Raw genomic sequence first — 22,415 nt, 5'->3', positions numbered from 1 at the left:
TAAGCGCAAAACTGCTGGTCACAGCTTTGCTCAGGTCAGCGCCCCGCACTTTTCAGGCCACCGGCGTGGCCGTCGGCTCGGCCACCGGCGTCAGCTCGACGGGCACTCCGTTGAGGACCGCGTTGCCGGACAGCGGGTCGAGCAGGGAGCCGTCGAGGAGCTGGTTGACGTTGACGCCGGGGTCGGTGGCCGCGTGGCGCAGCCGGGTGCCGGGGCGGTCGTGGCCCCAGCCGTGCGGCAGGCTGACCACGCCCCGGCGCACCCCGTCGGTGACCTCCGCCCGCGCGGTCACCGCTCCCCCGGCGCCCTTGACCCGCACCGGCGCCCCGTCGCGTATGCCGAGCCGTTCGGCGTCGTCGGGGTGGATGTGGAGGGTGCAGCGGTTGGTGCCGCCGGTGAGGGCCGGGATGTTGTGCATCCAGGAGTTGTTGGAGCGCAGATGGCGGCGGCCGACCAGGACCAGCCCGGCGGGGCGTTCGGCCATGGCGCGCTTCAGCCGGGGCAGGTCGGCGGCGATCGGGCCGGGCAGCAGCTCCACCTTGCCAGTACGGGTCCTCAGCGGCTGCGGCAGGCGGGGGCGCAGCGGGCCGAGGTCGATGCCGTGCGGATGCGCGAGCAGCTTCTCGAGCGTCAGCCCGTCCTCGCGGGCGCCGAAGCCGTCGCCGTAGGGGCCGAGCCGCAGCATCATGTCGAGCCGCCGCTCGGGGCCGTTCTCGCCGGTGAGCTGTGCGGCCAGCTCGCGCGGGTCGCGGCCGTGCACAGGAGAATGCGGGTCCTTGACCGCCTTGCCGAGGGTCTGGTCGATCACCATCGCGTCGACGGCGGCGGGTTCGGCACCGTCCATGCCGCTCACCGCCAGGATCAGCCGGGCCAGGATTTCGGTCTCCGCCATCCGGCCGGGCTCCAGCGGCACGGCGGGGCGGGTGTAGCGGACCTGGTTGCGGATGGCGAGGGTGTTGAAGGCGAAGTCGTGGTGCGGGCTCTGCGCGGGCGGGGGCGGCGGCAGTACGACGTCGGCGTGGCGGGAGGTCTCGTTGAGGTAGGGGTCGACGCTCACCATGAAGTCCAGCGAGGCGAGGGCCATGTCGAGGCGGTCGCCGTCGGGTGCGGAGAGCACGGGGTTGGCGGCGATGGCGACGAGCGCGCGGATCGGCTCGCCCTCCTCGGTCGCCGTGTCGATCTCCTCGGCGAGCGCGGAGATCGGCAACTCGCCCTTCGCCTCGGGGTGTTTGCTCACCCGGGAGTGCCAGCGGCCGAGCGCGAAGCCCTTGCCGGGGCCGGCCGGGCGGGGCGTCCTGTCGGTGGCGGCCTGCGGGAAGAGGGCGCCGCCGGGGCGGTCCAGGTTGCCGGTGAGGATGTTGAGGACGTCGACGAGCCAGCTGGCGAGCGTGCCGTGCGGGACGGTGCAGCTGCCGATACGGCCGTAGACGGCGGCGGTGGGGGCGGCGGCCAGCTCGCGGGCGAGGACGCGCGGCACGTCGGCGTCGACGTCACAGGCTTCGGCGACCGCTTCGGGGGTGAAGTCGCGCAGCGCCTCCCGCAGTTCGTCGAGGCCGTGCAGATGCGGGGCCAGGTCGCCCACGTCGACGAGGTCCTCCGCGAACAGGACGTGGGCCGTGGCCGCGAGGAGCAGCGCGTCGGTGCCGGGCCGGACGGCGATGTGCCGGTCGGCGAGCCGGGCGGTGCGGGTGCGGCGCGGGTCGATGACGGTGAGGGTGCCGCCGCGCGCCTTGAGGGCCTTGAGGCGGCCCGGGAAGTCGGGGGCGGTGCACAGGCTGCCGTTGGACTCGAGCGGGTTGGCGCCGATGAGCAGCAGATGGTCCGTGTGGTCGAGGTCGGGCACGGGGATGGCGCCCGCGTCGCCGTAGAGCAGACCGCTGGAGACGTGCTTGGGCATCTGGTCGACCGTGGAGGCGGTGAACAGGCTGCGGGTGCCGAGCGCGCCGACCAGGACCGGCGGGTAGAGGCCGCCGGCCATGGTGTGCACGTTGGGGTTGCCGAGGACGACGCCGACGGCGTGCGGGCCGTACCGCTCGACGACGGGCCTGATGCCCGCCGCGACCGCGTCGAAGGCCTCCTCCCAGGTCGCCTCGCGCAGTTCGCCGCCGCGGCGCACCAGCGGGGTGCGCAGCCGGTCGGGGTCGGCGTCGACGGCGCCGAAGGAGGCGCCCTTGGGGCAGATGAAGCCCTGGCTGAAGACGTCGTCGCGGTCACCGCGGGCGCTGGTGACCGTGGTGCCCTCGATGGTGAGGGTCAGCCCGCAGGTGGCCTCGCACAGGGGGCAGATACGCAGAGCGGTGCGGGACACGGGTCCTCCCGGGGTCTGGCGGCTACGGCGACGCACGATGCGCGGTGAGCATACCGACCAGTAGGCATGGAAGGGGAGGGCTCCGCGCGACTCCCCTCCGTGAGATGCGGCTCCCCGGCGCGGGGCCGTCAGTCGAGCACGCGCCCCAGATAGCAGCGCAGCATCTCCCGCATCTCGCCGATGATCCGCTCGTCGCCCTGCGGCTCCACCCGGAAGGCCAGCTGGACGAGGGTGTCCGCGGTCTCCACGGCGATCAGGAAGGTCCGGCGCAGATCGTCGTCGGGGTCGCGCCCGAGGAAGCCGGCGAGCAGGTCGGTCAGCCGGTCCGCGACCCGGTGGTTGGGCTCGCCCTGCCGGGCGCCGACGGGGATCTGGTTGCCGAAGTCGACGAGGGAGAAGCCGGGCGCGGTGCGCTTCATGGCCAGGTACTCGTCGAGTACGGCGTCCATGGCCGCGCGCCAGTCCCCGGGCCGGGCGTCCTTCAGCCGCGCGGTGACCCGATCGGCGTACCGGTCCAGGTTGCGCTGCGCGAGCGCGTCCGCCATCTGCCGTTTGTTGCCGAAGAAGCGGTAGACGGAGCCGATCGGGACACCGGCGCGCTGGGCGACGGCCCGGGTGCTGAGCGCGTCGTAGCCGACCTCGTCGAGAAGGTCGGCGCAGGCGTCGAGAATCCTGGTCAGCCGTTCGGCACTACGGCGCTGGACGGGCGCTCGGCGGAGCGTGGTCGCATGGGGCACGGGCTTCATGATGCCTCTCCGTGGCGATCCGGTGAACCTCACCCCCAGTACGTCCGCAGCGGGCTCCAGGACTCACCGTCCCCCCACGTCACCTCCTGCCCCGGCGCACCTCAGCCCCCGCCGCCGCCACCGGAAGCCGCCCCGGGCGAGGCCTCCGGTTCCGAGACGGTGATGTCCGCCGTGTTCTCGACCGGTTCGCCGTTCACCGCCCAGACGGTGCCGTCGTCGGCGTAGAGCCGGGCGGTGACGTGGTGGGTGCCGCGGGGGACGAGGCGGCCGGGGAGGCGGTGTTCGAGGTCGCGCAGTTCGGTGACGAAGCGGCCGTCGAGGAAGAGCCGCACGGTGCCGCGCCCGGCCACCGCCTTCCCGGGTGTCCCGGCGGGCGAGAGGCGGAAGTCGCGCAGGGTCAGCCGGACCCGCCAGCCGTCCCCCGCGGGCTCGCGCTGCACCTCGATGCCGACCTCGGGGGCGTGCTCCTCGTCCACCTGCCGGTAGGGCCGTCCCTCCTCGTCCCGGTCCTCCAGCACCCTCCCCACGGGTGCGGGCGCCCCTCCGTCTCCCCGTTCCTCTGCGTCACTGGTGCCGCAGCCCACGGATCCGGCCAGCACGAGGACACAGACCGCGAGCGCGGCGGTCAATCCGCGCGTCCACGACATGCCGGTGAGCGTAGAACACCTGCACGAGGCCTCGAATCCACCTGGAGTCGGGTTCGCGTAGTCCTCGGGTAGTCCGCCGAGAGGAGGTCGCGCGAGCCTCTTGCGCGGGAGCAACCGCAATCCTACGGTGAACCATAGGAATCAGCAGAAGTACACCACCGGGCACAGGGAGCAGTGATCATGAGCGGGGACCCGCGCAAGACCGCCGAAGGGCTGACGTATCTCTCGGGATTCGGCAACGAGCACAGCTCCGAGGCGGTCCCGGGCGCCCTGCCCGAGGGCCGCAACTCGCCGCAGCGCGCCCCGCTGGGGCTGTACGCGGAGCAGCTGAGCGGTACGGCGTTCACCGAGCCGCGGGCCCACAACCGCCGCTCCTGGCTGTACCGGATCCGCCCGTCCGCCGCGCACCCGGCGTTCACCCGCACCGGCAACGGCGCGCTGCGCACGGCCCCGTTCAACCAGACCGTCCCGGACCCCAACCGCCTGCGCTGGAACCCGCTCCCGGCCCCGGGCCCGGGCACGGACTTCCTGGCCGGTCTGTGGACCCTCGGCGGCAACGGCGACGTGACCCAGCGCACCGGCATGGCCGTGCACCTGTACCACGCCAACGCCTCCATGGACCGGGTCTTCAGCGACGCCGACGGCGAGCTGCTGATCGTCCCGGAGCGCGGCGGCCTCCTCCTGCGCACGGAGTTCGGCCTGCTCCACGCGGAGCCGGGCCATGTGGCGCTGATCCCGCGCGGCGTCCGCTTCCGCGTCGAACTCCTCGACGAGACCGCCCGCGGCTATGTCTGCGAGAACTACGGCGCCCCCTTCCGCCTCCCCGACCTCGGCCCGATCGGCGCCAACGGGCTCGCCAACCCCCGCGACTTCCGGGCGCCGGTCGCCGCCTACGAGGACGTCGAGGGCCCGGTGGAGGTGGTCAACAAGTTCTGCGGCAACCTCTGGACGGCCACCTACGACCACTCCCCGCTGGACGTGGTCGCCTGGCACGGCAACTACGTGCCGTACGTCTACGACCTGCGCCGCTTCAACGTCATCGGCACCATCTCCTACGACCACCCGGACCCGTCGATCTTCACGGTGCTGACCTCGCCCACGGACACCCCTGGCCTGGCGGGCGTCGACTTCGTCGTCTTCGCGCCGCGCTGGCTGGTCGGCGAGGACACCTTCCGGCCGCCGTACTTCCACCGGAACGTGATGAGCGAGTACATGGGCCTGATCGAGGGCGCGTACGACGCGAAGACGGCCGGAGAGGGCGGTTTCGTACCGGGCGGCGGCTCGCTGCACAACATGATGTCGGCGCACGGCCCGGACCGGGAGACGTTCGACAGGGCGAGCGCGGCCGAGCTGAGGCCGCAGAAACTCGACGACGGCCTGGCGTTCATGTTCGAGACCCGCTGGCCGGTGACGCTCACCCCGCACGCCGCCCGCGCCGAGCACCTCCAGCAGGCGTACGACGACGTCTGGCAGGGCCTGGAGCGGCACTTTCCGCGCACGGTGACCCCGGCGCACCGGTTGCACTGACGATTCCGCACCAGGTACGGATGGCCCCGTGACCTCCTTCGCCCCCGACTCCATCGTCCTGAACCGCAAGCTGCCGCTCTGGTATCAGGTGTCGCAGTCGCTGCGCGCCTCGATACTCGGCCGCTCGCCCCGGGACCCGCTGCGGCTGCCCACGGAGGAACAGCTCGCCGGGCACTACGGCGTGAGCGTGCTGACCATGCGGCAGGCGCTGAAGGAGCTGGAGGACGAAGGGCTCATCACCCGCCACCGCCGGCGCGGCACGTTCATCGAGCCCAGCGCCCGCCGGGGTTCCCCGGTCCGGCTGCTGGGCTCGGTGGACGCGATCGTGGCCCAGCAGTCCGGCATGACCACGCGGCTGCTGGAGCACGGCCGCGCCCCCGTGCCCGCCGAGGTCGCCGAGCACTTCCCGGACCTCGTGGAGGCGGCCACGTACCACCGGCTGCGCAGCGACGCGGAGACCGGGGAGCCGACGAACCACGCCCGCAACTGGGTCCGCCCCGAACTGGCCGACCGCATCGACCTGGACGACCTGGTCCGCTGGCCGATGACCAAGGTGCTGCGGGACGTGGTCGGCGCCGACATCAGCCGTATCACGGACACCGTGGAGGCCCGCCTCGCCGACCCGGAGACGGCCCGGCTGCTGGAGGTGCCGCTGCTCAGCCCGATCCTGCACTACACGGGCGTCACCTACGACGGTGACGGGCGGGTCCTGGACGTGGCCGTCATCCACTACCGGGGCGACCGGTTCTCCTTCACGGTCACGCTCGACGCCACCTGAGCACCGGTTCTCCTCCACGGGCCCGCTCGACGCCACCTGACCCCGTCGTACGATGCCGGGCGTGACGTACGAGGACGCTCCGCTGCTGGCCGACCTCATGCCGTGGTCCGTCGCGCCCCCGCGGATCGGCCGGGAGTGGCCGGCGGCTCCCGACCCCGGCTCGCTCAGGGCCCGCTGGGACGCCTTCTTGAAGGCCGAGGGCGCAGACCGGGAGGCGCTGCTGGAGCCGTCCCGCGCCCGCACCCTGCGCACCGCGGTCGGCCGGCTCCCCGGCCAGTCCACCGGTACGGAACGCCTGTCGCGCGCCTCGGGCCCCTGCCCGGAGCCGGTCCGCGTCCTGCGCGCCCCCTTCGACGAGCAGTGGCTGCTGCCCGACCACCGGCTCATCGACGCCGCCCGCCCGGAGCTGTGGCGGGTGGCCGACGCGCACCAGGTGTTCGCCGTGGAGCACCCCGGGGACCCGGCGCTGCCGCTGCTGGCGACCTCCTTCCTCCCGCTGCTCCGCCCCGGCCCGGTCCGCCCCCTCTACCGCCGCCCTGACGGCACGGAACCCAACCTGGCGCCCGGCCTCCTGGACCACCTGACCACCCGCCTGGGACGGCCGGTCGAGCCGCTGGACGTCCTGGCCTGGGCGCTGGCGACGGCCGGTCCCGGCCCGGCCGTTCCGCTCACCGCGGATCCCGACGTCTGGGCCGAGGGTCTGGCGCTGGGCCACCGCCTGCTGTGGCTGCTGCGCCGCGACGGTGAGCGCCCCAGACTCCCGGGTGGCCGCCGCCCGTACGTCCGCGCCCCGCTGCCCGCCCGCCCCCGGACCCTCGTCTACGACCGCGAGGAGGAAGCCCTCCTCCTCGACGGGGGCCGTATCTCCCCGGTGCCGCCGGAGGCCTGGGACTTCGAGACGGGTGGGGTCCGGGTGCTGGAGCAGTGGTTCGCCGCCCGCACCGCCGAAGCCGAGCCGGGCACCCTCGCCGCGATCCGCCCGGCGACCTGGCCGCAGGCCTGGACGTCCGAACTCCTGGAGCTGATCACCGTCCTGACCCTGCTCGCCGAACTCCGCCCGCACAAGGATCATCTGACGGTGCGTCACCCGATCACGACGGCGGAACTGCGCACGGCGGGCGTCCTCCCTGTCCCGGACACGGCCCGCAGACCGGCCTCGGTGCTGAACGAACCCGAGGAGGGACCCGAGGGGCAACTCACCCTGATCTAGGACCCGTCCGGCACATCCCCGCCCGCCCGGCGCAGGCCGGGATCGAAGGCGTCCAGCACGCGTTCGAGCGCCCGCCGGAACACCGCCTCCAGATCGATCGGCCCACTCGCCTCGCCGAAGGCCGCGGCCAGGCGCGGATACGCGCCGCCGGCCACCTGGCTGCCGAGGTAGGCCATGCGGACCGCGTTCTCCTCCTCCGCGGACCAGGGCATGGAACGGGTGCGCTCGGCGGTGGCGATCTCGTTCGCGGTGTACGTCGTCACGACGCCGTTGACCAGCGCGATCAGCTCCATCTTGGTGCTGTGGGGGACGTCGAGCGGCTCCAGGCAGGCCAGGCAGTGCTCCAGGTAGCGCAGGGTGTTGGGGCTGAAGCCGTACACCCCCGTCATCAGGCGCGGCACCCAGGTGTGGCGGCGCATGATGGCGCGCGTCTCCTCCGCGTTGCGGAGCATGTCGGCCCGCCAGTCGCCCGACGGCTCCCGGATCTCGTGCTCGGCCCCGACCGCGTCCACCATCAGCTCGTACAGGTCCTCCTTGCGGGGGACGTAGTTGTAGAGCGACATCGTGCCGCAGCCCAGCTCGGCGGCCACCCGCCGCATCGACACCGCGTCCAGCCCCTCGGCGTCGGCGATGCGGACGGCCGCCGCCGCGATGTCGGCACGGGTGTACGCGGGCCTGGGCCCACGCCCCGTCCGCTCGGGGCGCGCCCAGATCACTTCGGGTTCGGCCGCTCGGCCCGCCATCGGTCATCACCTCGCCCACCATCGTAGTTACGTACACCGTACGTAGTGCGCTATGGTCGAGCCATGACTACTACGTACGCTGTACTTAGTGAGGGTCTGGAGAAGCGCTTCGGCGAGGTGCGCGCCCTGCGCGGGCTGGATCTCGCGGTCGCGCGGGGCACGGTGTGCGGGCTGCTCGGCCCGAACGGCGCGGGCAAGACCACCGCCGTGCGGCTGCTGACCACGCTGCTGCGCCCGGACGCGGGCTCCGCGCGGATCGCGGGGCACGATCTGGTCCGCGAGGCGGCGGAGGTCCGCCGCCGGATCGGCGTCACCGGGCAGTACGCCTCGGTCGACGGCGACCTCACCGGCCGCCAGAACCTGCGGCTGTTCGCCCGGCTGCACCGGGTGCGCGGCCCGGCGCGGGCCGCCGACGAGCTGCTGGAGCGCTTCGGACTCACCGAGGCCGCCGACCGCCCCGCGGCCACCTACTCCGGTGGCATGCGCCGCCGGCTGGACCTGGCGGCGAGCCTGGTCCGCCGTCCCGAGGTGCTGTTCCTGGACGAGCCGACGACCGGTCTCGACCCGGCCTCCCGCAACGGCATATGGGACGCGGTGCGCGCGCTGAAGGCCGACGGCACGACCGTGGTGCTGACCACCCAGTACCTGGAGGAGGCCGACCGGCTCGCCGACGACATCGCCCTGGTGGACCACGGCCGGGTCGCGCACACCGGTTCCCCGGCGGAGCTGAAGGCGCTCGTCGGGGCGTACGTGGAGGTGGTCGTCGCCGACGCCGACGCGATGGTGCGGGCGGCGGGCGTCCTGGACCGGCTCACCGGCGCCGGGCCCGTCTTCGACCACGACCGGGCAGCCGTCGGCGCGGTCACCCGGGACACCACGCTCACCCTGCCCCGCCTGGTGCGCGAACTCGACACGGCGGGAGTGCCGCTGCTCGACGCGAGCCTCAGGCCCCCAACCCTCGACGACGTCTTCCTGCGCCTCACCGAGAAGGAGCCCGCCGCATGAGCACGCTCGCCCACGACGGCACCGCCATGCTGGCCCGTCAGCTCCAGCGGGCCCGGAACAACCCCGGCCTGCTGATCCTGACCCAGACCATGCCGATCAACATGCTGCTGTTCTTCGGCTACGTCTTCGGCAGCGCCCTCGCCATGCCCGGCGCCGAGTACCGCTCCTTCCTGGTGCCGGGGCTGCTGGTGGCGACGGCCGCCGGTGGGGTGATGACCGGGATGTTCCAGGCCGCCCAGGACACCCACCGCGGCGTCACGGACCGGCTGCGCAGCCTGCCCGTGAGCCGGGCCGCGGTGCCGCTCGGCCAGGCCGCCGCGGACCTCGTCGTCACGGCGGCGGGCACGGTGCCGTTCCTGCTCGTCGGGCTCGCGATGGGCTGGCGGGTCGAGGGATCGGCGGCCGGGGCGGCGGGGGCCGTCGCCCTGCTGCTGCTGTTCCGGTTCGCCTGCGTCTGGGTGGGCATCTTCCTGGGCCTGCTCACCCGGAACGAGGAGGCGGCCGGCCAGCTCGGCGCGGCCACCTTCGTGCTGCCGCTGCTGTCGAACGCCTACATCCCCACCGAGGGCCTGCCCGGCTGGCTGCGCGCCCTCGCCGAGTGGAACCCGATCAGCGCGGTCACCACGGCCGTACGCGACCTGTTCGGCAACGCCCCCGTGCCCGAGGGCGCGGCCTGGCCGGTGGCGCATCCGGTCGCCGGGTCGCTGGCCTGGTGCGCGCTGCTGACCGCCGTCTTCGCCCCGGCGGCCGTACGCCGGTTCGCGCGCGGCAACGGCTAGGGCCTGCTCCCGCACTGCTGACAAAACCCCTGGACAGGGGCATGATCCAGCCCATGGACCGTCTCCCCCTGCCCCTGGAGGGCATCACCGTCGTCGCCGTCGAACAGGCCGTCTCCGCCCCGTTCGCCACCCGTCAGCTCGCCGATCTCGGCGCCCGGGTGATCAAGGTGGAGCGGGTCGACGGCGGCGACTTCGCGCGCGGCTACGACACCGCCGCCCGCGGCATGGCCTCGCACTTCGTGTGGTGCAACCGCGGCAAGGAGTCGATCGCGCTGGACCTGAAGGACCCGCGCGGGCTGAACGTCGTACGGCGGCTGATCGCGGACGCGGACGTGTTCGTGCAGAACCTCGCGCACGGCGCGGCGGCCCGCCTCGGCCTGGACGCGGCGACGCTGTGCGCGGCGCACCCGCGGCTGATCGCCGTGGACATCTCCGGCTACGGCGGGTCGGGGCCGTACGCGGACAAGCGGGCCTACGACATGCTCGTGCAGTGCGAGGCGGGCCTGGTGTCGGTGACCGGGACGCCGGAGCAGCCGGTGAAGGCGGGGATCCCGGCGGCGGACATCGCGGCGGCCATGTACGCCTTCTCCGGGGTGCTGGCCGCGCTGGTGCGGCGGGGGACGACGGGGCGGGGCGGGCCGGTGGAGATCTCGATGCTGGAGGCGCTGGCGGAGTGGATGGGCCATCCGCTGCACCACGCGATGCACGACGGCACTCCCCCGGCGCGCACCGGCCTCGCGCACGCGGTCATCGCGCCGTACGACGCCTACGCCACGGCGGACGGCGGGCGGGTGCTGCTGTCGGTGCAGAACGACCGGGAGTGGCGGCGGCTGGCCGAGCAGGTCATAGGCGAGCCGGAGCTGGGCACGGACCCGGCGTTCGCGACGAACGCGGCGCGGGTGGCGAACCGGGAGCGCACGGACGAGCTGGTGGCGAAGGCGCTGAGCGTGCTGGACGCCGACGAGGCGCTGGCGCGGCTGGAGGGCGCGGGTATCGCGTGCGCGCGGCTGCGGGACGTCCGCGAGGTGGCGGAGCATCCGCAGCTGGCGGCGCGGGGGCGGTGGCGGGAGGTGGGCTCGCCGGTGGGGCCGCTGCGGGCGCTGCTGCCGCCGATCACGCTGCCGGGTGGGGACCCCGCACGGATGGGTGACGTCCCCGCGCTCGGCCGGCACACCGAGGCGCTGCTGCGTGCCGTGGGGATGACGGACGACGAGATCGCAGCCTTGCGCCGGGACGGTGTGGCGGCCTGAGCGCGGGTCCGGGAAGCGGCCCTCGGGGAGCGCCCGTGCCGGTCAGTGCCCGCCGAACAGGGTGCGGCGGAGCCGGCGCAGCGGGGCGAAGAGCGAGACGCGGCTCACTCGGGCGCCCGTGGCGCTGGGACGGTGCGCGGGCTCACGCGCGGTCAGCTCCAGCATCAGCGAGGTGGCCTCGGCCGTCTTCTGCCGCGGCACGGCGGGACCCGCCAGCACCGCGAGATGGCGGTCGAGGCGCGTACTGCTCGCGCTGCTTCCGTAGGTGATCGCAGGGACCCTGGCCCTGCTGCGCACAGTTATCTGTTCCATGTCACTCCCCACCCGTACGAGTCCACCCGGCCCGGGCAGGGTAACCCTATCGCCCCCTCGGGGCACGCGTGTATCGCGGTCACGGGAAACACCTTCCCCGTAAGGGTGTTGACGACGCGTCTCTGATTACTCTCCGAATCCGACCGATTTCAGGGCGAGTTGGACAACCGGCGTGGTCGTCGGCCGAGCTGACCCACCGTCGGGTTCCACGGTCACGGCGAGTGACGTCGCCGCGCTGTCCAGGCCGGTCGCGACCAGCGGCGTGTCGCCGTCGAAGAGGCCCAGGGAGCGCGGTTGCGCGTCGGGGCGCATGAGCCACAGCTGGTGCACGTGTTCGCCGGGCGGCTCGCCGTACCCCCGCAGGGTCACCACCGCGCGCCCCGTCGAAACGGAAGCGATCACTCCAATCGTGCGGCCCCGCGCGTCCCGTCCGGTCGCCGCGCGGGCGTCCTCGGCGCTCAGGACGTGGGCGATCTCACGTGCCCGGTCCCGCTCGGCGGCGAGTTCGTCCCGCGTCCGGTCCGCCTGCACCGCGAACAGCGCCGCGACGACGAGGGCCGCGGCGGCGGTCACCGTCGCGAACGGCACGAACAGGGGGCGTGCGCGGGGCGACCGGGCGCGCGCCGGCGGCGGCTGCACACCCCAGACGTGCGGCGGCAACCGCGGCGTGTGGCCGGGGGCGGAAGCGCCCTCCTGCGGAGTGGTCCGTACGGCGGCCATGACCCGGTCGCGCAGTGCGGGCGGGGCGGGTTCGGCCGCCGACCAGGCCAGCCGCACCGCGTCCTCGGACAGCGCCCGCACCTCGGCGTCGCACCGCCCGCACCGGGCCAGATGCCGCTCGAACCGGCGCCGCTCCTCTGGGCCGAGCGCGTCGAGGGCGTAGGGCGCGGCGAGCGAATGGGGGTCGTCGCGGCGCAGCAGACGGCCGAGCAGGCTCATGCCGCACCTCCGAGGCAGTCCCGCAGCCGGGTCAGCCCGTCGCGCATCCGGGTCTTCACCGTGCCCAGCGGCAGCGACAGCCGCTCGGCGACCTCGCGGTAGGTGTAGCCGTCGTAGTAGGCGAGGGTGACGGACTGGCGCTGGAGGGCGGTGAGCCGGTTCAGACAGCGGCGCACCCACTCGCGTTCGAGGCCCGCCTCCACCTCCTCGGCGACCTGGTCGTAGGCGGGCGCCTGGGCGCGCAGCGCCTCCCGCTGCTCGCGGTCGACGGCCGCGCGGGCGCTGCGCACCCGGTCCACGGCGCGCCGGTGGGCGAGGGTGAGCACCCAGGCGAGCGCGCTGCCGCGCCCCGGGTCGAACCGCCCGGCCGACCGCCACAGTTCGAGCAGCACTTCCTGGGCCACCTCCTCCGACTGGGCCGGATCCCGCACCACCCGCTTCACCAGACCGAACACCGGGCCGGACACCAGCGTGTACAGGTCCTCGAAGGCCCGCTGGTCGCCGCCCGCCACGCGCAGCAGAAGCTCGTCCGCCCCCACCCGCTTCCCCCTCCCTGTCATCTGTCGGACGGGAGTACGGATCAGCGTGCCGAAAACGCGGGTCACGGCGTGGGGAAACCGGCTTTCCCGGAATTTTTTCGAACGGACCAATCCGCCGGGCCGTCGGCCGCGAATCCCCCGTGTCAGGCAAGCAGGCACGGAGGACGGACGGCATGACAGCTATCTCCAGGAGCGGGACGGGGCGCGGCGTGGCCGCGCTCGTGTGTGGCGCGCTGGCCGCCGGGGGGCTCGCAGCCGCCGGTGTGACCGCGCTGGAGCCGGGGGCCGCCGCCGCCTCCAGCCACCGGGAGGCCCCGCTGATCTCGGGGACCCCGCAGTACGACAACACGGATCTCTACGCGTTCGTCAGCCCGGACAAGCCGGACACGACGACGCTCATCGCCAACTGGATCCCCTTCGAGGAGCCGGCCGGCGGACCGAACTTCTTCCCCTTCGCCGAGGACGCGCAGTACGACCTCCGCGTCGACAACGACGGTGACGCGCGGGAGGACCTGGTCTTCCGCTACACCTTCACCACGCACGTCAAGAACGACAAGACCTTCCTGTACAACACCGGACCGGTCGAGAGCCTGGACGACCCGGACCTGAACGTGACGCAGACGTACGACATCGAGCTGATCCGGCTGAAGAACCTGCGCTCGGTGTCCCGGACGAAGATCGCCGACGAGGTGCCGGTGGCGCCGTCGAACGTCGGCAAGGCGTCCATGCCGGACTACGGCAAGCTGCGCGCCCAGGCGGTACGGGAACTGCCCGGCGGCGCCGCGACGTTCGCCGGGCAGGCGGACGACCCGTTCTTCCTGGACCTGCGCGTCTTCGACCTGCTGTACGGCGGGAACCTCACCGAGGTCGGCAACGACACCCTCAAGGGTTACAACGTCAACTCCATCGCGCTCCGGGTCCCCACGGACCTGATCACCGAGTCGGCGCACCAGCCGGTCGTCGGCATCTGGTCCACCACGCAGCGCAAGAACGCCCAGGGGCACTTCCGGCAGGTCTCGCGCCTGGGCAACCCGCTGGTGAACGAGGTCGTCAACCCGCTGAAGGACAAGGACGTCTTCAACGCGTCCACGCCCCGCGACGACGCGAGGTTCCTGAAGAACGTCACCAACCCCGAACTGCCCAAGCTCATCGAGGCCATCTACAAGATCAAGGCCCCGGACGAGCCCCGCAACGACCTCGTCGACGTCTTCCTCAAGGGCGTGAAGGACCTCAACCAGCCGCCGCACGTGACTCCGTCGGAGCAGCTGCGCCTGAACACCTCGGTCAAGCCGGCGAAGCACCCGAAGCGGCTCGGTGTCCTCGACGGCGACACCGCGGGCTTCCCCAACGGCCGCCGGCTGGGCGACGACGTGATCGACGCCGCGCTCCAGGTGGTCGAGGGCGAGCTGGTCGGCGCGAAGAACGACCTGGGCGACGCGGTCGACGCCAACGACAAGAAGTTCGACAAGGCGTTCCCGTACCTCGCCCTGCCGACGGAGGGCTCGCGCGGTCCGCTCGCGAAGGGCACCTCCGGTGACACCGACGTCCGCAGCCAGCTCGGCGACGCGCTGCGCCCCGCGGGCTCCGCCTCCGGCGGCGACGACACCTCCCTCATCGCCCTCTCCGCGGGCGCCGGCGCGATGGGCGTCCTGCTGATCGGCGCGGCCCTGGCGTGGTGGCGCCGCGGAAGGGGCCGCGCGTATTGACGCCGCGGTGGCGGCGCCCCCGGCCGCGCTGAGCCGGACCGGTGAGGGCTCGGTCGGCGTCGGGGCGGTGCCGGATCGGGTGACGCCGAATCGGTGCGGGCCCGGGTGACGCCGACCGGTGCCGGATCGGATGTCGCCGAACCGGCGCGGGCCCGGGTGACGCCGACCGGTGCGGGATCGGGTGACGCCGAACCGGCGCGGGCCCGGGTGACTCCGACCGGTGCCGGATCGGATATCGCCGAACCGGCGCGGGCCCGGGTGACTCCCACCGGTGCCGGATCGGTCGGCGGCGCGAGGGCGCCGGTTCCGCTGACGGCGCCCCTCCCCCAGACCGGCGCGGCCCGTCCCTCCCCATCCCCCACGGCGCGGGCCGCGCCACCCTCCCCACCGCCGGGCGGCTTTCCGCACCGCCGGGCGGAACCCGCAGACGAGGGGCCCGCACCGCCGGGCGGACCCGCAGACGCGGACCCCGCACCGCCGGGCGGACCCGCAGACGCGGACCCCGCACCGCCGGGCGGACCCGCAGACGCGGACCCCGCACCGCCGGGCGGACCTTCCGCATCACCGCACTCCCACCGGCGCGGGCCGCCGGGCGCACGCCCCAGGCGCCGGCGGCCTCGCCCGGCCGCCGCCCGCGCTTCCCCCACCGCACGCCCCACCACACGGCCTTCCACCGCCGGACGGCCCCCGCACAAGCTTCCGCACCGCCGCACGAGGAGAGGCATGGTCCCCCGTACGACGCACGACAACGACACCGCACCCCGGCGCCGACGGGCGCTGCGGCTCACCGGCTGTGCCGCCCTGCTGGCGGTGGCCCTGACGGGCACGTCGATCGCGGTCGGCGACGCCGGTGACGTCGGCCCGCGGCCGGTCTCCTCGGCGCCCGTCCCGCCGGTGCTGCTCTCCCAGGGCGACCTCGACGCGGGCGTCACCGCGCTCCAGGCGCATCTGCGCGCCCAGCCCCGGGACTTCACCGGCTGGGCGACCCTCGGTCTCGCCTACGTCGAACAGGCGAGGACCACCGGCGACCCGTCCCGCTATCCGCGGGCCGAGCGCGCCCTGGACCGCTCCCTCGCCCTGCGGCCCGGCAACGACCAGGCGCTCGCCGGGCGTGCCGCCCTCGCCGCCGCCCGGCACGACTTCACCGGCGCGCTCCGCCACGCCGACCGGGCGCTGAAGAGCAACCCGTACAACGAACGCGCCCTGTGCAGCCGTGTCGACGCCCTCGTCGAACTGGGCCGCTACGCCGAGGCGGCGCGCGCCGCCGACCTCGCCGACACCCGGCGGCCGGGCGTGCCGGTGTTCACGCGGTACGCGTACGTACGCGAGCTGCGCGGCGACGTCCGTACCGCGCGCCGGGTCCTGGAGCAGGCGCTCGGCTCGGCCCGCGCGCCCGGCGACGTGGCGTACGTGGCCACCGCGCTCGGTCGGCTCGCCTTCGCCCAGGGCGATCACGCGGCGGCCCTGCGGCACTACGCCCGCGCGCTCGCCGCCGACGCAGGCCATCTGCCCGCGCTGGAGGGGCGGGCGCGCGCCCAGGCCGCGCGCGGTGACCTGGCCGCGGCCGTCCGCACGGCGGAGCGGGTCGTCGCCCGCTCCCCGCTGCCCGGCCCGCTGGTGCTGCTCGGCGAGCTGTACGAGGCGCGGGGCGAGAAGGCGAAGGCGCGCGAGCAGTACGCCCTCGTCGCCGCCTGGACGGACCTCGCCCGCGCGGGCGGCGTCAACCCCGACCTGGACACCGCCCTCGCGGCGGCCGACCACGGCGACGCGCGGACGGCGCTGCGGGCGGCCCGCGCCGAGTGGGAGCGCCGCCGTACCGTGCACACCGCCGACGCGCTCGCCTGGGCCCTGCACGTGAACGGACGGGACGCGCAGGCGCTGGCGTACGCCCGCCGGGCCACCGCGACCGGCTACCGGGACGCCGCGTTCCACTATCACCGCGGCATGATCGAACGGGCGCTCGGCCGCACCGCCGACGCCCGCGCCTCCCTCACCACGGCGCTGGAGCTGAACCCGGGCTTCTCCCCGCGGGGCGCCCGGGAGGCGAAGGCGGCGCTCAAGAGCCTGGGGGGCGCCGAGTGAGGCCCCGTCACCTCGCCGCGTCGGCGGTGGCCGCCTGCGCGCTCGTCCTGCTGCCCGCCGGGGCCGCCGCCGCCCATCCGCTGGGCGACTTCACCGTCAGCCAGTACGACGGGCTGGTCGCCGCCCCCGGCGAGTTGCGCGTCGAGCACGTCGAGGACTTCGCCGAGATCCCGGCGGCGCAGGCCCGGCCCGCCATCGAGCGGCGCGGCCTGGACGCCTGGGCCCGGGAGCGGTGCGCGCGGGCCGCGCGCGACAGCCGGGTCACCGTCGGCGGACGCGGCGTCCCGCTCACCGTGGTCTCCGGCGCCGGACACGTCCGGCCGGGGAAGGCGGGGCTCGACACCCTGCGCGTGGAGTGCCGGCTGACGGCCCCGCTCCCGCAGGACGGGCCGGTGACCGTCGGCTTCCGCAGCGCGGGCGCGGCCGTCGGCCCGGGCTGGCGGGAGATCACGGCACGCGGCGACCGGATGACGCTCACCGCGTCGGACGTGCCCGAGGAGTCGGTGTCCCGCGAACTGACCCGCTACCCCGAGGAGTTGCTGTCCTCGCCGGCCGACACCACCTCCGCGTCCCTGCGCCTGCGCCCCGGCGGGCCCGCCCTGGCCGGGGAGCGGGACGGCGACGCGCCCGCCGCGTCCCTGCTGCCGCGCGGCGCCGACCGTTTCACCCGCGCCCTCGATTCCCTGGTCGCCCGCCACGACCTCACCCCCGGCTTCGCCGCCCTCGCCCTGGCCGTCGCGCTCGCCCTGGGCGCGCTGCACGCGCTGGCGCCGGGCCACGGCAAGACGCTGATGGCCGCGACGGCGGCGGCCCGGGGCGGCCGGGCGCGGCTGCGGGACGTCCTGCCGCTGGCCGCGTCGGTGACCGCCACCCACACCCTCGGCGTGGTCGCCCTGGGCCTGCTCGTCACGGCCGGTTCGGCGGCGGCGCCCTCGGTGGTCGCCTGGCTGGGCATCGCGAGCGGCGCCCTGGTCACGGCGGCGGGCCTGGCCCTCGTACGACGCGCCTGGCACAACCGAGGGCACGGGCACACCCACACACACGGGCACGCCCACCCACACGGACACGGCCACACGCACCCGCACGGCCACTCCCACGACCACGGCGCCTCCCTTGACCAGGGGCACTCCCACGACCACAGCGCCTCCCATGACCACGGGCATCCGCACGAGCACGGCCACGCGCACGAGAACGAACACGAGCAGGACCATGCTCACGAGCACCCCCAGCCACACCATGACCCCCACGAGCACCCCCAGCCACACCCTCACCCCCACGAGCACCCCCACCCACGCCCCTCCCTCCGCGGCACCCTCTTCCTCGGTTTCGCCGGAGGACTCGTCCCCAGCCCGTCCGCGGTCGTCGTGCTGGTCGGCGCGGCTGCGCTGGGCCGGGCCTGGTTCGGGCTGCTGCTCGTCGTCGCGTACGGCGCGGGCCTCGCGGTGACGCTCACCGCGGCCGGGTTCGCCGTGTTCCGGCTGGGCGCGGGCCTGGCGGCGCGGGTGCGCCGGCCCGCGGGCCCGCTGGCGGCGGCGCTGCGGCGGGGCGCCCCGCTGGGGTCGGCGTCGGTCGTCGTCGCCCTCGGCGCCGGATTGGTGCTCAAGGGGGCGGCAACGGCACTCGGGTGAGCTACTTTCGTGAAGAAACAGGGATTTCGCCCGGATGCGAATGGGGGACGCCCGTGTCCGACGTACCGGGTCGTGAACGGCTGATCGCGGGGCGCTACCGGCTGCTGTCCCCGCTCGGCGAGGGCGGTATGGGCACGGTGTGGCGGGCCCGTGACGAGGTGCTGCACCGCGAGGTCGCCGTGAAGGAGGTGCGCGCCCCGGCCGGGCTGGCCGCCTCCGACGTGGAGCGGATGTACGCGCGGCTGGAGCGCGAGGCGTGGGCCGCCGCGCGGGTCGCGAACCGCAATGTGGTGACGGTGTACGACGTGGCGACCGAGGAGGGCCGCCCCTGGATCGTGATGGAGCTGGTGCGGGGCATCTCGCTGGCCGAGCTGCTGGAGGCGGAGGGTCCGATCGCCCCGCAGCGGGCGGCGCACATCGGTGCCGAGGTGCTGTCCGCGCTGCGGGCCGCGCACGCGGCGGGGGTGCTGCACCGGGATGTAAAACCGGCGAACGTGCTGCTGTCGAACGACGGCCGGGTGGTGCTCACCGACTTCGGGATCGCCATGGTCGAGGGCAGCTCCGCGCTGACCATGACCGGCGAGGTCGTCGGCTCGCCGGAGTTCCTGGCCCCCGAGCGGGCGCTGGGCCGCACGCCCGGCCCGGAGTCCGATCTGTGGTCGCTGGGCGTGCTGCTGTACGCGGCGGTGGAGGGCAGCTCGCCGTTCCGGCAGGACACCCCGCTGAGCACCCTGCGGGCCATCGTCGACGAGGAGCTGCCGCCACCGCGCCGGGCCGGTCCGCTCGGCCCGGTCATCGAGGGGCTGCTGCGCAAGGACCCGGCCGAGCGGCTGTCCGCCGAGCGGGCCGAGCGGGATCTGCGGCTCGTCGGCGCGGGCGGCACCCCGCGCGCCGATCGCGCGGACACGGCCCCGACGACGCCGTACTCGCCGTACGCCCCGACCGTCGCCGCGGGCGCCGCGGGCGCCGCGGGCGGGTCCACCCCGCCGCCGGGACGGGGAAGCCCCCCGACCGCCCCCACCACCCCCGGCCAGGAGCCGCCGCGCCGCCGCCGGGCCGCCCTCGCCCTCGTCGCGGGCGTGGCCGCGCTCGCGCTGGCCCTCGCGGGGCTTACGTACACGCTGCTGAACCGCGCGGACGGAGACGGCCGGAACGCGGACGGCGTCACCGGCACCCCCACCGTGCAGCAGGGTTCACCGACCCCGACCGACGAGGGGACCCCGGAGAAGTCCCCCTCCCCGACGCCGAGTCCGAGCCCGAGCCCGACGCCGAGCGAGAGCCACTCCAGCACTCCCCCGCCCCAGTCGGTGACCGTGACGGTCATCGGGGCGCGTACCGAGTACTCGGGGCCGTGTCCCCCGCCGGCCGGGGACGCGCCGCGGTTCACGGCGACGTTCACGGTGAGCCGGGTGCCGACCGAGGTCGTGTACCAGTGGGTGAACGAGGACGGGGAGCCGTTCGACGGCGGCTGGAAGACGCTGTCGTTCCCGGAGGGCGGCGGCCGGAGCGGGCAGGACCGGGTGACCGTGACGACGTACGACGACAGCGGGACGTTCGAGAACGCGATCGGGGTGGAGGTGCGTGAGCCGGTGCGCGGCACGTCCGAGAAGGTGGCGTTCTCGGTGACGTGCGTGACGGAGACCCCGACGGGCGGGGCCTCCGCCTCACCGAGCGCGTGAGGTTCAGGCCGCGGTGCGGAACACCGGCAGATAGCCGCCGGACTGGCCGTTTGCGGTCGGGTGGTACGAGTCGCCGATGTTGAGCCAGTTGACGCTGTGCAGCCAGGAGCTGCCGGAGCAGATCTCGTGGCCGGTGAACGCGGGGCGCACGTCACCGAAGGTGAAGCCGTGGTTCAGGGCGCGCTTCTCGATCGCGGTGTTCAGGTGGTCGGAGGCCTGGTTGATGGCGGCACGCTTGGTCTCGGACAGGCCGAGGCAGGCGGTGCCGAGCTTGTAGAAGCGGGGGTAGCCGAGGACGACGACGTGTGCCGACGGCGCCTTGGAGCGGATGGCGCTGTACACGGAGTCGAGCTTGCCGGGCAGGGTGCTGTCGACGTACGCCTTGGCGGTGTTGATGCGGCTGATGCAGGCGCTGTCGGACTGCGTCACACAGGTGACCATGACGTCCGCGAATCCGGCGTCGTTGCCGCCGACGCTGATGGACACGAGTCCGGTGCCCGTACCGAGCGGGGCGAGCTGGCCCGCGAGGACGTCGTCGGTCCGGGCGCCCGAGCAGGCGGTGAAGTGGAAGGACGAGGGCGAGTTGGCGGCGGCCCACAGGTACGGGTACGCCTTCGTGCTGCGCTTGCAGTCGCCGCTGGAGCTGATGTAGCTGCCCGCGCCGACGCCGGAGGAGTAGGAGTCGCCGAGCGCCACGTATCCGGTGGCGGCGGCTTCTGACGCGTGGGCCGCGGTGGCTCCGGTGAGCGTCGCAACGACGCCGAGGAGTACCGAGGTCACGTATGCGACAAGTCGGGAACGTCTCATGCAACCTCCCTTTAGCAGGATCTCTGCCTCAACCGTGGTACCAACTACGCGAGTTGACGGGAAGTGTCCATGCCAAGTCTTTTTGTGTGCGTTACCGGCCGGTTCCTGAGTGGTTGCCACGTAGTTCCGGAGCGATTTTCAGACCGTTACCGTGCACTTTCCGGACCGATCCGCCCAGGCGCCGGTGCGCTTGATTTCGTGTGCATGACAGATTTGTTGACGGGTGCTCAACTCCCTTGTTCCACGCCCGTAGAACACCCACGCTTTACCTCAGCCCGGAGCGGTACCCCGCCACTTCGGGCCGTGTGCGCGAAGACGCGCGCATCCCCCACACGCGCTGCGCCCCACCCGGGCGCGCGCCGCCTAGAGGAGGACTCCCTCGTAATGGCACACCTGCGGAGCAAGAAGGTGCGGCTCGCCGCGATAACCAGCCTGGCCACCGCCGCCCTCGTGGGCGGGCTCACCACCCTCCCCGCCCAGGCCGCCCCGGCCGTGGGCACCGTGCTCGCGGCCGACTCCCCCACCGCGATCAAGGACAGCTACATCGTCACCCTGAAGAAGGGCACCGGCCTCAAGGCCGCGTCGAGCCAGGGCAAGGCCCTGATCCAGCGCTACGGCGGGTCCGTGAAGAAGACGTTCGGCGCCGCGCTGAACGGCTACACCGCCACCCTCTCCGAGGCCGAGGCGAAGAGACTCGCCGCCGACCCGGCGGTGGCCGCGGTCGAGCAGAACCAGCGCGTCTCCATCGACGCCACCCAGTCCAACGCGCCCTGGGGCCTGGACCGTATCGACCAGACCTCGCTCCCGCTGTCCGGCACCTACACCTACCCGGACACCGCGGGCACCGGCGTGACCGCCTACGTCATCGACACCGGCGTGCGCATCACCCACTCCCAGCTCACCGGCCGGGCCTTCAACGGCTACGACGCCGTCGACGGCGACACCACCGCCCAGGACGGCAACGGCCACGGCACCCACGTGGCCACCACCATCGCGGGCTCCACCTACGGCGTCGCCAAGAAGGCGAAGATCGTCGCCGTGCGGGTGCTGAACAACAGCGGCTCGGGCACCACGGCGGGCGTCATCGCGGGCATCGACTGGGTGACGAAGAACCACTCCGGGCCCTCGGTCGCCAACATGTCCCTGGGCGGTGGCGTCTCCACCACCCTGGACACCGCGGTGCGCAACTCCATCGCCAGCGGCGTCACCTACGCGGTCGCGGCGGGCAACAGCAACGCCAACGCCTCCTCGTTCTCCCCCGCCCGGGTCGCCGAGGCCATCACCGTCGGCGCCACCACCAGCACCGACGCCCGCGCGAGCTACTCCAACTACGGCTCCGCGCTGGACATCTTCGCGCCCGGCTCCTCCATCACGGCGGGCTGGCACACCAGCGACACCGCGACCAACACCATCTCCGGCACCTCGATGGCGACCCCGCACGTCGCGGGCGCGGCAGCGGTCTACCTGGCGAACCACACCTCGGCCACCCCGGCCCAGGTCGCCTCGGCGCTGACCGCCGGCGCCACCACCGGCAAGGTCACCAGCCCCGGCAGCGGCTCCCCCAACCGGCTGCTGAAGATCGTCCCCTGACACCTCCGCGGCTGAACTGACCCACGGTTCCCCGGAGGTGCGCGGCGCCTCCGGGGAACATCTGCGCGCTCTTGACGGCCCCCTCGGCACTGGGCCACATTGAAGCCCGGCATCCGGCGCTTCGGGGGGCAAAGTCGCCC

General features: G+C 74.0%; 19 protein-coding genes. 11 read left to right on the top strand and 8 right to left on the bottom strand.

Going from position 1 to position 22,415, the window contains the following annotated elements; translation table 11 throughout:
* Positions 1–52 precede the first annotated feature (52 nt).
* The 3 genes from ACIG0D_RS23970 to ACIG0D_RS23960 all read right to left on the bottom strand — a co-directional run bounded on the left by ACIG0D_RS23970 (position 53) and on the right by ACIG0D_RS23960 (position 3,701).
* The gene (locus ACIG0D_RS23970; RefSeq protein WP_399804346.1) at positions 53–2,308 is read right to left on the bottom strand and encodes a molybdopterin oxidoreductase family protein; all 2,256 of its coding nucleotides are present in this window, start codon (positions 2,306–2,308) and stop codon (positions 53–55) included.
* A gap of 128 nt (positions 2,309–2,436) precedes the next feature.
* Complete coding sequence (locus tag ACIG0D_RS23965; RefSeq protein ID WP_399804343.1) at positions 2,437–3,054, bottom strand: TetR family transcriptional regulator; 618 nt, start codon at positions 3,052–3,054, stop codon at positions 2,437–2,439.
* A gap of 101 nt (positions 3,055–3,155) precedes the next feature.
* On the bottom strand, positions 3,156–3,701 hold the full coding sequence (locus tag ACIG0D_RS23960) for a hypothetical protein (protein WP_399804340.1): 546 nt from the start codon (positions 3,699–3,701) through the stop codon (positions 3,156–3,158).
* 180 nt (positions 3,702–3,881) lie between these two features.
* Between ACIG0D_RS23960 and hmgA the strand changes: the two genes are divergently transcribed.
* Genes hmgA through ACIG0D_RS23945 form a run of 3 tightly spaced genes read left to right on the top strand, consistent with a single transcriptional unit; the run spans position 3,882 to position 7,216 of the window.
* A complete protein-coding gene (hmgA, locus tag ACIG0D_RS23955; protein WP_399804337.1) occupies positions 3,882–5,228 on the top strand; it encodes a homogentisate 1,2-dioxygenase in 1,347 nt (448 codons plus the stop codon).
* A 28-nt stretch (positions 5,229–5,256) separates the two neighbouring features.
* A complete protein-coding gene (locus ACIG0D_RS23950) occupies positions 5,257–6,006 on the top strand; it encodes a GntR family transcriptional regulator (protein WP_365766154.1) in 750 nt (249 codons plus the stop codon).
* 52 nt (positions 6,007–6,058) lie between these two features.
* Positions 6,059–7,216 (top strand): type ISP restriction/modification enzyme, encoded by a 1,158-nt coding sequence (locus ACIG0D_RS23945; RefSeq protein WP_399804333.1) that lies wholly within the window; start codon positions 6,059–6,061, stop codon positions 7,214–7,216.
* On the opposite strand, the gene ACIG0D_RS23940 is transcribed toward ACIG0D_RS23945, so the two are convergent.
* Positions 7,213–7,959 (bottom strand): TetR/AcrR family transcriptional regulator C-terminal domain-containing protein, encoded by a 747-nt coding sequence (locus tag ACIG0D_RS23940; RefSeq protein WP_399804330.1) that lies wholly within the window; start codon positions 7,957–7,959, stop codon positions 7,213–7,215. The two genes, ACIG0D_RS23945 and ACIG0D_RS23940, sit on opposite strands and share 4 nt — an antisense overlap.
* 63 nt (positions 7,960–8,022) lie before the next feature.
* Between ACIG0D_RS23940 and ACIG0D_RS23935 the strand changes: the two genes are divergently transcribed.
* Genes ACIG0D_RS23935 through ACIG0D_RS23925 form a run of 3 tightly spaced genes read left to right on the top strand, consistent with a single transcriptional unit; the run spans position 8,023 to position 10,993 of the window.
* Entirely contained in the window at positions 8,023–8,964 is a 942-nt protein-coding gene (locus ACIG0D_RS23935) for an ATP-binding cassette domain-containing protein (protein ID WP_399804327.1), read from the top strand.
* Positions 8,961–9,743 carry an ABC transporter permease gene (locus tag ACIG0D_RS23930; protein WP_399804324.1) on the top strand — a complete coding sequence of 261 codons (783 nt, stop codon included), beginning with the start codon at positions 8,961–8,963 and terminating at the stop codon, positions 9,741–9,743. Before ACIG0D_RS23935 ends, ACIG0D_RS23930 begins: the two co-directional genes overlap by 4 nt.
* A 53-nt stretch (positions 9,744–9,796) precedes the next feature.
* The gene (locus ACIG0D_RS23925) at positions 9,797–10,993 is read left to right on the top strand and encodes a CaiB/BaiF CoA transferase family protein (protein WP_399804321.1); all 1,197 of its coding nucleotides are present in this window, start codon (positions 9,797–9,799) and stop codon (positions 10,991–10,993) included.
* 42 nt (positions 10,994–11,035) lie between these two features.
* Here the strand turns inward: ACIG0D_RS23925 and ACIG0D_RS23920 are convergent, their stop codons facing one another.
* The 3 genes from ACIG0D_RS23920 to ACIG0D_RS23910 all read right to left on the bottom strand — a co-directional run bounded on the left by ACIG0D_RS23920 (position 11,036) and on the right by ACIG0D_RS23910 (position 12,783).
* Positions 11,036–11,305 carry a hypothetical protein gene (locus ACIG0D_RS23920; protein ID WP_165997082.1) on the bottom strand — a complete coding sequence of 90 codons (270 nt, stop codon included), beginning with the start codon at positions 11,303–11,305 and terminating at the stop codon, positions 11,036–11,038.
* Positions 11,306–11,431: 126 nt separating this feature from the next.
* Positions 11,432–12,244, bottom strand: coding sequence for an anti-sigma factor domain-containing protein (locus ACIG0D_RS23915; protein WP_399804318.1), 813 nt, complete (start codon positions 12,242–12,244; stop codon positions 11,432–11,434).
* Positions 12,241–12,783 carry a sigma-70 family RNA polymerase sigma factor gene (locus tag ACIG0D_RS23910; protein ID WP_399804737.1) on the bottom strand — a complete coding sequence of 181 codons (543 nt, stop codon included), beginning with the start codon at positions 12,781–12,783 and terminating at the stop codon, positions 12,241–12,243. Before ACIG0D_RS23910 ends, ACIG0D_RS23915 begins: the two co-directional genes overlap by 4 nt.
* 173 nt (positions 12,784–12,956) lie before the next feature.
* On the opposite strand from ACIG0D_RS23910, the gene ACIG0D_RS23905 reads away from it, so the two are divergent.
* The 4 genes from ACIG0D_RS23905 to ACIG0D_RS23890 all read left to right on the top strand — a co-directional run bounded on the left by ACIG0D_RS23905 (position 12,957) and on the right by ACIG0D_RS23890 (position 19,878).
* Positions 12,957–14,489 (top strand): DUF4331 domain-containing protein, encoded by a 1,533-nt coding sequence (locus ACIG0D_RS23905; protein ID WP_399804315.1) that lies wholly within the window; start codon positions 12,957–12,959, stop codon positions 14,487–14,489.
* Positions 14,490–14,798: 309 nt separating this feature from the next.
* The gene (locus tag ACIG0D_RS23900; protein ID WP_399804735.1) at positions 14,799–16,571 is read left to right on the top strand and encodes a tetratricopeptide repeat protein; all 1,773 of its coding nucleotides are present in this window, start codon (positions 14,799–14,801) and stop codon (positions 16,569–16,571) included.
* Entirely contained in the window at positions 16,568–18,199 is a 1,632-nt protein-coding gene (locus ACIG0D_RS23895) for a nickel transporter (RefSeq protein WP_399804313.1), read from the top strand. The genes ACIG0D_RS23900 and ACIG0D_RS23895 overlap by 4 nt, the downstream gene beginning before the upstream one ends.
* 53 nt (positions 18,200–18,252) lie before the next feature.
* Entirely contained in the window at positions 18,253–19,878 is a 1,626-nt protein-coding gene (locus ACIG0D_RS23890; protein WP_399804310.1) for a serine/threonine-protein kinase, read from the top strand.
* Positions 19,879–19,881: 3 nt separating this feature from the next.
* Here the strand turns inward: ACIG0D_RS23890 and ACIG0D_RS23885 are convergent, their stop codons facing one another.
* Positions 19,882–20,685: an SGNH/GDSL hydrolase family protein gene (locus ACIG0D_RS23885; protein WP_399804307.1), complete on the bottom strand. Its 804-nt coding sequence runs from the start codon at positions 20,683–20,685 to the stop codon at positions 19,882–19,884.
* Between the two features lie 384 nt (positions 20,686–21,069).
* Here ACIG0D_RS23885 and ACIG0D_RS23880 point away from each other — a divergent pair, with 384 nt between their 5' ends.
* Positions 21,070–22,275: a S8 family peptidase gene (locus tag ACIG0D_RS23880; protein ID WP_399804305.1), complete on the top strand. Its 1,206-nt coding sequence runs from the start codon at positions 21,070–21,072 to the stop codon at positions 22,273–22,275.
* Positions 22,276–22,415 lie beyond the last annotated feature (140 nt).

The sequence above is a fragment of the Streptomyces sp. NPDC052773 genome, assembly GCF_044547145.1.
Taxonomy (GTDB): Bacteria; Actinomycetota; Actinomycetes; order Streptomycetales; family Streptomycetaceae; genus Streptomyces.
Note: the sequence above shows the minus strand (reverse complement) of the source record. Positions and strands in the feature narration are given on the sequence as shown.